This is a genomic window from Marinitenerispora sediminis (assembly GCF_003336425.1).
Lineage (GTDB): Bacteria > Actinomycetota > Actinomycetes > Streptosporangiales > Streptosporangiaceae > Marinitenerispora > Marinitenerispora sediminis.
On the sequence record NZ_QEIO01000062.1, the window covers coordinates 19892 to 29376 of the forward strand.

General features: G+C 76.0%; 10 protein-coding genes. 5 read left to right on the top strand and 5 right to left on the bottom strand.

All coding sequences use genetic code 11. The features are described 5' to 3' along the window. Nucleotides 1-141 precede the first annotated feature (141 nt). The 3 genes from DEF28_RS13850 (at nt 142) to DEF28_RS13860 (ending at nt 4833) form a co-directional block, all read left to right on the top strand. On the top strand, nt 142-2304 hold the full coding sequence (locus tag DEF28_RS13850) for a prolyl oligopeptidase family serine peptidase (protein ID WP_374058120.1): 2163 nt from the start codon (nt 142-144) through the stop codon (nt 2302-2304). A gap of 286 nt (nt 2305-2590) precedes the next feature. Next, nucleotides 2591-3787, top strand: coding sequence for a JmjC domain-containing protein (locus DEF28_RS13855; protein WP_114397844.1), 1197 nt, complete (start codon nt 2591-2593; stop codon nt 3785-3787). A gap of 179 nt (nt 3788-3966) precedes the next feature. Next, nucleotides 3967-4833: a (2Fe-2S)-binding protein gene (locus DEF28_RS13860; RefSeq protein WP_114397843.1), complete on the top strand. Its 867-nt coding sequence runs from the start codon at nt 3967-3969 to the stop codon at nt 4831-4833. 13 nt (nt 4834-4846) lie between these two features. On the opposite strand, the gene DEF28_RS13865 is transcribed toward DEF28_RS13860, so the two are convergent. The 3 genes from DEF28_RS13865 to DEF28_RS13875 all read right to left on the bottom strand — a co-directional run bounded on the left by DEF28_RS13865 (nt 4847) and on the right by DEF28_RS13875 (nt 6712). Then, nucleotides 4847-5119 (bottom strand): hypothetical protein, encoded by a 273-nt coding sequence (locus tag DEF28_RS13865; protein ID WP_114397842.1) that lies wholly within the window; start codon nt 5117-5119, stop codon nt 4847-4849. 256 nt (nt 5120-5375) lie between these two features. Beyond that, complete coding sequence (gene panD / locus DEF28_RS13870; protein ID WP_394340375.1) at nt 5376-5801, bottom strand: aspartate 1-decarboxylase; 426 nt, start codon at nt 5799-5801, stop codon at nt 5376-5378. 122 nt (nt 5802-5923) lie between these two features. Further along, nucleotides 5924-6712, bottom strand: coding sequence for an enoyl-CoA hydratase/isomerase family protein (locus DEF28_RS13875; RefSeq protein ID WP_114397840.1), 789 nt, complete (start codon nt 6710-6712; stop codon nt 5924-5926). A gap of 191 nt (nt 6713-6903) precedes the next feature. Here DEF28_RS13875 and rpmB point away from each other — a divergent pair, with 191 nt between their 5' ends. Next, nucleotides 6904-7140, top strand: a complete 237-nt coding sequence (gene rpmB / locus DEF28_RS13880) for a 50S ribosomal protein L28 (protein ID WP_114397839.1) — start codon at nt 6904-6906, stop codon at nt 7138-7140. Between the two features lie 3 nt (nt 7141-7143). Next, complete coding sequence (gene rpsN / locus DEF28_RS13885) at nt 7144-7449, top strand: 30S ribosomal protein S14 (RefSeq protein WP_114397838.1); 306 nt, start codon at nt 7144-7146, stop codon at nt 7447-7449. Between the two features lie 69 nt (nt 7450-7518). Here rpsN and rpsR read toward each other — a convergent pair whose 3' ends face one another. Together rpsR and DEF28_RS13895 are read right to left on the bottom strand one after the other, a co-directional pair. Continuing rightward, on the bottom strand, nt 7519-7779 hold the full coding sequence (rpsR, locus tag DEF28_RS13890; protein ID WP_114397837.1) for a 30S ribosomal protein S18: 261 nt from the start codon (nt 7777-7779) through the stop codon (nt 7519-7521). A gap of 63 nt (nt 7780-7842) precedes the next feature. Next, a complete protein-coding gene (locus tag DEF28_RS13895) occupies nt 7843-9024 on the bottom strand; it encodes a CobW family GTP-binding protein (RefSeq protein WP_114397836.1) in 1182 nt (393 codons plus the stop codon). Nucleotides 9025-9485: the final 461 nt, after the last annotated feature.

Here is a 9485-nt window from a genome sequence, read left to right on the forward strand (position 1 = left end):
AGAGCAACAAGCACCTTGACCGGTTTCCAAGATCCCTTGAAGTATGTGATCCGTGCGAAGCCGCCCAGCTGTCCTCGCCCGCGCCCGCCTCCGCCGCACGCGTCCCCGCCGACGGTCCCGGGGTCGGAGCGGGAGCGTCTCCTGGTGAGCTCCCGGCTTCCGGGGGAGACCGCCCGGCCCGGAACGGCCGACGGGGACGGCGCGGTGGTGGAGGTCCTCCACGGGCGGCGGGTGGCCGACCCGTTCCGCTGGCTGGAGGACCCCGACTCCCCCGCCACGGCCGCGTGGCTGGCCGAGCGCGACCGGGAGTTCGCCGCGGCGGCGCGCTCCTGGCCGCTGCGGGTCCGGCTGGCCGAGGACATCCGCGCGCTCGTCCGGGCCGACCTGTGGTCCCCGCCCGAGCGCCGCGGCGACACCGTGTTCGCCACCCTGCGCGCCGCGGGTGCGGAGCACCCCCGGCTGCTGGCCCGCACCCCGGACGGCCAGCGCACGGTCTTCGACCCGGCCGCGTTCGACCCCAGCGGCCGCACCACGCTGGACGCCTGGGAGCCGAGCCCGGACGGCCGGCTGGTCGCGGTGCAGACGTCGCGCGACGGAACCGAGCGCGGCGCCCTGCGGGTGCTGGACGCCCGGACCGGGCTGCCGGTGGAGGAGCCCCTGCACGGGCTGCGCTACACGCACGTCGCGTGGCTGCCCGGCCCCGGTGCCCCCGCCTTCTATTACGTACGCCGCGACGGCCACGGCGGTCGGCGCGGCGTGTGGCTGCACCGGGTGCACGGCCCGGGTCCGCACGTCGACGTCCTCGTGCACGCGTGTGCCGCGCCGCGGACCGTGCCCGGCGTCCGGCTGCGGCACGGGCGCTGGCTCCTCATCACCGAGAGCCACGGCACCGGGCACCGCAACGACGTCTGGATCGCCGACCTCGCCGGCCGATCGGCCGAGCGCCCGCCCCTGCTGCCGGTGCACGTCGGCCTGGAGGCGGAGTCCGAGGCCGACGTCGGCCCGGACGGCACGCTCTACCTGCGCACCACGCTCGACGCCCCGCGCCGCCGGCTGTGCGCGACCACCCCGGCCGCGCCGAGCCCGTCGAACTGGCGGGAGGTGCTGCCCGAGGACCCCGAGACCACGCTGGACGGCTTCGCCGTGACCGGCCGCGCCGGCAGCGCGGCCGGCGTCCGCGTCCTCGCCGTCCGCACCCGGCTGGGGATCAGCGAGCTGACGGCGCACGACCCCCGGGACGGCCGGGTGCTGCAGCGGCTGCCGCTGCCCGGCGAGGGCATGGCCACCCGGCTGGAGCCCTCGGCCGACGGCGGCGCGCACCTGTGCTACGCCGACGTCGCGACCCAGCAGGTGGTGCTCGTCCTGCGCCCGGGCGGCACCAGCCTGGTGCCGTGGCCGGAGTCCGGCGCGGCGGTTCCGCCGGACCCCGGCGGCCTCCCCGCGCAGAGCCCCGGTACCGCGCCAGCGCCGGCCCCCGGCGGCGTGCGGCCGGCCGCCGGGATCGCGCGGCGGGTGTTGTGGTGCCGCTCGGCCGACGGGACGCGGGTCCCGGTCACGGTGCTGTCCCCGGCCGGCCCCGGCGGGAGGCCGGGCCCCACCATCCTGCACGGCTACGGCGGGTTCGGCCGCCCGCGCCAGTTCGGGTTCAGCGCCACGGTCCTGGCCTGGCTGCGCGCCGGGGGGCGCTACGCGGTGGCCCATGTCCGGGGCGGCGGCGACGCCGGCCGCGAGTGGCACCTGCGCGGCGCGCGGCGCGCCAAGATCCGGGCCGTGCAGGACCTCCTCGCGGCCGCCGACCAGCTGGTCGCGGCCGGCGTATGCGGGCGCGACCAACTCTGCCTGTCCGGCGGATCGGCCGGCGGCCTGCTGGTGCTCGCGGCCGCGGCGCTGCGCCCCGACGTGGGCGCCGCCGTCATCGCCTCCGCCCCGCTGGCCGACATGGTGCGGTTCGAGCGGCTCGGCCTGGGCGCCATGTGGACCCGCGAGTTCGGCACCGTCGCCGACCCCGGTGACTTCGCCGCGCTGCTGTCCTACTCGCCGTACCACCTGGCGCTGGCGGCCGCCGACCGCCCCCGCCCGGCGGTGCTGCTCACCGGTTTCCACGGCGACACCCGCACCGACGCCGCGCATCCCCGCAAGATGTGCGCCGCCCTGCTGGCCGCCGGCCCCGGCCAGCGCCCGGTCCTGCTGCGCTACGAGCGCGGTGTGGGGCACGGCCCCCGGGCCGTCACCCGCGCCATCGACCTGGCGGCCGACGCGCACGCGTTCGCGGCCGCCGAGACGGGGCTGTCCCCGCGGCGCTGACAGCGGTGCCCCGGCGGCGGTCCACTCCCCACAGGAAGAGAGGTGAACACACATGGAGCCGATCGAGATCGAGGTCGAGGACCTGACCGAGGTCACTTCGCGGGACATCACCGCGGGTGGCGACAACGACGGCACGGACTCCAGCTCCGACTTCATCTGATATCCCCGAGCGGCCGCCGGGGGCACCCGCGCCCCGGCGGCCGGCCCGCGCTCCCGTCCCCCGCCGCCCGCAGCCGTCCCCGCCGCGCAAGCCGTCCGTCCAGCCCACCGTGGAGGATCACCGCTCGTGACCGATCGCCTGTTCACCGAGACGCTGCGTGCCGCCGTCGGCGACGACCTGCTCGCCCGCCTGTCGTCGGACGTCCTCTTCGCCGACCTCGGTGCCGAGACCGTGCGTCCGCTGCTCACCTTCGAGGCGCTCAGCGACCTGCTCGCCACCCGCCCGCTGGAGCCGCCGCGGCTGCGGCTGCACCGCCGCGGCGCGCCCGTGCCGCCCGCCCGCTACACCGAGGCGGCGGGGTCCTCCCGCTCCGCCCGGGCGGTGGTCCGCCCCGACGCGCTCTACCGCGAGCTGCGCGACGGCGCGAGCCTCGTGCTGGACGCCGTCGACCGGCTGCACCCGCCGATCGGGGCGGCGACCGACGACCTGATGCGGCTGGTCCGCGAGCGCGCCCAGGTCAACCTGTACCTCATCTGGGGCGACTCGCACGGGTTCGACACCCACTGGGACGACCACGACACCTTCATCGTGCAGGTCGCCGGCACGAAATCGTGGCAGGTGCACGGACCCGGCAGCCGCCGCCACCCGATGAAGGTGGACTCCGACCACGGCCACACGCCGCCGGAGGGGACGGTCTGGGAGGGCGTGCTGCGCCCGGGCCAGGTGCTGCACGTCCCGCGCGGCTGGTGGCACACGGTCACGGGCACGGGCGACGTCAGCATGCACCTGACGTTCGGGTTCACCCGCGCCACCGGCATCGACTGGGCCCGGTCGCTGCTGGACCGCCTGCACGACGTGGAGCTGCTCCGCCGCGACCTGCCCCGCTTCGCCACCCCCGACGAGCGCCGCAAGCACCACCACGAACTGGTCCGGCAGCTGGTCGACCTCGCCGAGCGGCACGACCTGGACGCGTTCCTCGCCGAGCGGGACGCCCGGTTCCCGCGCCGGCAGTCCTTCGCGCTGCCGTGGGCCGTGGACGACGCCGAACCGGCGCCCGGGACCGTGGTGGAGTTCGTGCCGATCCTCGCGCCGCCGCTGGAGCGCACGGAGGACGGCGGCGTGGCGCTGACGGTGTCGGGCCGGCGCTACCGGCTGCCCGCGGTGGCCGAGCCGCTGCTGACCGAGCTGGCGGCCGAGCGGACGCTGACGGTCGGCGCGCTCGCCGAGCGGTCCGGCACCCCGCTGCCCACCGCCGTGCAGGTCCTGCGCGCCCTGGTCCGGCACCACCTGGTGCTGCTCCGCCCGGGGCCGGCCGCGCCCTGAACCGCCGGGCCGCGCGGCGTCATGCCTGATTGCCGCCCACTTCCGGTTAGGGTAGCCTCAGTTAAAACCTCATGGTGGTGGCGGCTCCGCCTCGCGGCCCGCCGCACCGCCATTCGAGCGAGTCGCCGCGCGCCGCATCGGCGCCGCACCCGTCAGTGGCAGAAAGGGCGGATTCCCGCATGGAACGCACGCTGCACCCCCTGCAGACGGTGGTGGAAGCCTGCGCGCCGCTGAAGTTCGCGCCGCTGCCCGACATCCGCTTGCCCGAGGTGCGCTCGGTCCGCGAGCATCCCGGCACCGAGCACTGGTACCGGGCCGACCTCATGGTGGCGGAGGGGATCGTGCCGGCGCTGTTCGACCAGCTCGTGGCGCACCACGGCCCGAACCACAAGCTGCCCGCCGCCACGCACTTCATGCGGGCGCTGCTGCGCGAGCCGATCTTCATGGTGGCGGCCGGGACCTACCTGACCGGCCGGGCGCCCCTGCTGGACGGTGCGCACCTGTGGTTCCCCTGGCGCTCCAACGCCAGCTTCGGCGCGCCGACCGTCACCCGCACCCAGGTGGCCGTGCTACCGGGCGACGCCTGCGCCGGGCACCCCGACTCCGTGGTGGCGCGCGACGAGGACGAACTCGACCGCCTGGCCGCCGAGGGCATGGTCGCGGCCTTCTCCCCCGTCCTCACCGCCCTGCACCAGCACACCCGGGTCGGCCTGCGCACGCTGTGGGGCTGGGTGATGGACACCACGCACTTCTACATGCTCAACCCGGCGCGCTTCCTCGGCCGCGACGCCGAGGCCGCCTGGCAGCGCGCCAGCCGGCTGGGCGACGCGCTGGTGCTCGCGGGCGCCGTCACCCGCGCCCGGCCGCGCCTGTTCCCGTTCTGCGAGAACCACCCCCGCGGGACCTGGGCGGTGCGCGGCACCTGCTGCTTCGACTACAAGGGCGACCCCGAGCACGGCTTCTGCACCACGTGCCCGCTCAAGGAGGACGGCCCGCGGCGTGCCGAGCTGCGGCAGTGGATCCGCAACCCCGCGCTGGCGCCGTGACGGGCGGGTGCCCTCAGCGCCGGCCGTAGCGCCAGCGCAGGAACCCGTACCTGCGCTCCACCTCCCGCATCTCCGCGTACAGCTCCCCGGGCTCGACGGCCGAGACCACCGCGCCGCCCTGCGGCACCGGCCAGCAGGCGAACGCCCAGAACCTCCGGGTGTAGGGACCCCACAGCACCACCCACGTGCCCTGCTTCTGCCACTCGATGTGCGCCGCCGCGCGGCGGCGTTCGGGATCGCGGCCTGCGCCGGCGGACGGCCCGTCCGCGACGGCGTCATCGGCCATCGTGCTCGCCGCGGCGCGGGCGGGGGTACCGGGTGACCGGGCGGCCTACCAGATCGACCAGGCTCAACGGCGTTCCTTCCGGCTTCGGGATCCGCTGAACAGGCACTGCCCCGGGCGCGTCCCCGGGCGCGGTGGCGGCGGAGGACCCTCCCGGGATGTGAATACCCGGAATCGCCGGCGTGATCAGGCCGGAACCGGCCACTGGGCGCGGGCGGGCCGGCCGTCGGCCCCTTGACGCGGCCGGCCCGGCGCCGCGTCAGCGGGCGGTGGCCGCGCCCGAGAGCTGGTCGGAGCCGGGGACCGGCTCGGCGGGGTCGGCGCCGAGGGCGACGATCCGGTTCTCGGCGTCGACGTGCACGACCTTCGGCTGGTGCGCCGCGCGCTCGGCCTCGTCCAGTTGCGCGTAGGACATGATGATGACCAGGTCGCCGGGCGCGACGAGGTGGGCGGCCGCGCCGTTGATCCCGATCACGCCGCTGCCGGGCTCCCCGGTGATGGCGTAGGTGACCAGGCGGTTGCCGTTGTCGATGTCCACGACGTGCACCTGCTCGCCCTCGACGAGGTCGGCCGCCGCCATCAGCTCGGCGTCGATGGTGATCGACCCGACGTAGTGGAGGTCGGCCTGGGTGACCGTGGCCCGGTGGATCTTGCCGTTGATCAGTGTGCGCTGCACGTTCCTCATCCTCGGTGTTGCGTCAGGCTTCGTGGGCGTCCGCCCTCCTGACAGGATGCAGAGTGCGGGGTGCGGTGCCGCCGACCGGGGTGGGGTTAGGGCCGTGGCGGACCGCACGCGCGCGGTCCGGATCACCGGCCGCGCCACTCGGGGCGGCGCTTCTCCCCGAACGCGCGCACCGCCTCCTGGAAGTCCTCGCTGCCGAACGCGGCGGAGACGAGGTCGTCGCCGTCCGGGAGCGCGGCGCGGCGGAGCCGGTGCACGGCGCGCTTGGTGGCCCACATGGTGATCGGCGCGTGGCCGAGCAGGCGCTGGACGGCGGCGTCGAGGGCGGAGTCCAGGTCGCCGGCGGCGGCCAGCTCCGCCACGAACCCGGCCGCGTGCGCCTCCTCCCCGCTGTACAGCCGGGCGTTGAGCAGCAGGTCGAGGGTCCGGGCCGGGCCGAGGTGGAAGACCAGCAGGTTGTAGGTGTTCATCGACAGGCAGTTGCCGAGGGTGCGCGCGATCGGGACCCCGAAGCGGGAGTCGGGGGTGGCGATCCGCAGGTCGCAGGCCGCCGCGATGGCCAGGCCGCCGCCGACGCAGACGCCGCGCACCGCCGCGAGGGTCGGGACCGAGACGTCGGCGAGGCGCTCGATCACCCTCTCGAACCGGCGTTCGTACTCGACGCCGTCGAAGCCGCCGGCGAACTCCGCGAACTGCCCGATGTCGGTCCCGGCGACGAACGCGCGCTCCCCCGCACCGCGCAGCACCAGCACCCGGATGCCGGGATCGGCGTCGGCCCGCTCGCAGGCGGCGTGGAGGCCCTCGTACATGGCCCAGGTCATGGCGTTGTGCTGCTCCGGCCGGTTGAAGGTCACGGTCAGCACCGGCCCCTCGGCCGTGGTGGTCAGCTCCTCGGTGCCGCGCTCACTGGTCATGGCGGTGCTCCGTCCCTTCCCTGGGGGTGCGGTGCGGGCGTCGTGTCCCCTCCGCCGCGCATCCTAGGAGACGGCGGGGCCGGCGCCGGACGGCCGCCCCCTCCCTCGCCGGCACCCATGGACGAGAATGATTATCGTTTTCGTCTACACTGGTGCCCGCATCCCCGACCGCGTCCAGACAGGAGGACCCCATGTCCCGCATCTGCCAGGTGACGGGCCGCGCGCCCGCCTTCGGCAACAGCGTCTCCCACTCCCACCGGCGCACCCGCCGGCGGTTCGACCCCAACATCCAGACCAAGCGGTACTGGCTGCCCGGCGAGCGGCGGTTCGTGCGGCTGCGCGTCAGCGTCAAGGGCATGCGGGTGATCGACCGGCGCGGCATCGAACGCGTCGTCGCCGACATCCGGGCGCGCGGCGGGTGGGTCTGACCGATGGCGAAGAAGAGCAAGATCGCCCGCAACGAGCAGCGTGCCCGCGTGGTCGCCCGGTACGCCGAGCGCCGCGCCGAGCTGAAGCGCGTGATCAGCCACCCCGACACCCCCGCCGACGTCCGCGACGCGGCCGTGCGCGAGCTGAGCCGGCAGCCGCGGGACGCCAGCCGCACGCGGCTGCGCAACCGCGACGCGGTGGACGGCCGGCCGCGGGGCTACCTGCGCAAGGTCGGCCTGTCACGGATCCGGTTCCGCGAGATGGCGCACCGGGGCGAACTTCCCGGGATCACCAAGTCGAGCTGGTAGCCGGACCGCGGTGGCCGTCGGCGCTCCCCTCCCGGGTGCGCCGACGGCCGCCGCCGTTGGGAAGGGACCTCAGTCGCGGTCCTTGCCGCGCGGGATCCCCGGCGCCTGGCTCGGATACGGCAGCAGCGCCATCTCACGCGCGTTCTTGATGGCGCGGGCGATCAGCCGCTGCTGCCGGGCGGTGACCCGGGTGACCCGGCGGCTGCGGATCTTGCCCCGGTCGGAGATGAAGGTGCGGAGCAGCCGCACGTCCTTGTAGTCGACGTGGTCCACCCCGTGCAGGGGGTTGGCGAACCGGCGCGGGGACGCGTGGCGCGGGCGTGGCGGCATGGCGGACCTGCCTCTCTGGTGGGTGACGGTGGTGTTCCGGGCGCCGCGGCGCCCGGCGGGCGCTCAGGGCGCGCGGTCCAGGACCTCGGCGAACGGGTCCTCGGCCCGGGTCCAGCGGCGGGGGTCGCCGGCCATCTCAGCCTCGGTCAGCAGGCAGGAGTCCAGGACGCCGACCAGGCGGTCGACGTCCAGTCCCACGCCGGTGAAGGAGAGGCACTGGCAGCGGTCCCCGCTGCCGGGGGTCCAGTCCAGGTCGGCGGCGGCGCGGCGCTGCTCGGAGACCAGGTCCCACGCGGCGTCGGGGAGCGCGGCCAGCCACGGGCCGGCCGGCTCCATCGCCAGTGCGGAACCGGCCGCGTCCCACACCAGCATGGTGTCGGGGTGGCTGGCCAGCCAGAACCGCCCGCGGCTGCGCAGGCTGGCGGCCACCACGTCGTCCAGCGCGGCGTGCAGCCGGGCCGGGTGCAGGGGGCGGGAGCGCCGCCACGTGACGGTGCGCACCTCGCCCGCCTCGCACCGCTCGGGCGGCTGGGCGGTGGCGGGGTCGGTGCGGGCGGCGGCGGCCGCGACGTCGAAGTGGCCGGCCACCAGGGGGAGCAGCGCGCCGCCCTCGGCCGGGACGACGACGGCCGCCGGGTTCAACTGGGAGAGGACGGCCGTGCAGCGCTGGCGCACGGCCGGATCGCCGTCGGCGCCGTGCACGGCGAGCGCGGTGGGGTACTCCAGCTGCCGGGCGAACACCTCGGCGACGGTGCGGTCGTCCTCGCTCGCGACGGCCAGCCGGCGGTCGACCATGTCGTCGGTCGTGGCGAGGTCGGCCACCACCCGCTCCGCGGCGACCGCGGTGACCACCGCGGCGACCCGCAGCCAGGTGGAGACCGGGCGGCCGCTCACGGTGGTCAGGGCCAGCGCCTCGGCGATCTGGCGGGGTTCCACCCCGTCCCAGGACTCGACCACGAACAACCGGTCCTCGCCGCGTTCGGCGAGCTCGACGAGCAGCGGCACCAGGTCCTCCCGCAGGGTGCAGGAGACGCAGGCGTGCACCAGGTCCACCCGGGAGCGGTCACGCTCGCCCCAGCGGTCGCGCAGCACCCGCCGCACGGTCCCCTGGGAGACCTCGCCGAGGTCGTGGTGGACGGCGAGCGCACCGGGGACGGCCCGCAGCAGCTCCTCGACGGCGTGCGCGCGGGCCGCCGCGTGCAGCCCGGAGACGACCACCACCCGCGCGGGCAGGGCGTGTGACATCGGAACCTCGACTTCCGTGGATGAAAATGATTTTCATTTTAACATTGGGTCCGCGTGCCGCACGCCCCTCCCGGGCCGATCGCCACCTCCGGTCTCCACATCGCGGCGTGGCGCCGAGCCTCCGGCACGCGCACGCCGCACGCCGCCGCTCTCACCCCGCGCGGTGCCCCGGACCCTCGCGCGGCTCACCCGGCCGGTTCCGGAGCGAGCACCCCGCCGGGGCCGGCGGCGAGCCGCGAGGAACAGGGCGAGCGGAGCGTCGGCCGAGCGGCTCGGCACCGCGCGCCCGAGACCGGCTCGGCAGGGGGTGGCATCCAGCGGCCAGCCGACGCACCTCCATCCGCATTCGGTGGGACGGCCTCCCGCCCAACGGTCACGGCCTCGTCCGCGTCCGGCGGCGAGGACCGGAAGACGGCTCCCCGGACGCCGCGCTCCGGGCACGCACGCCCCCGCCCCGGACC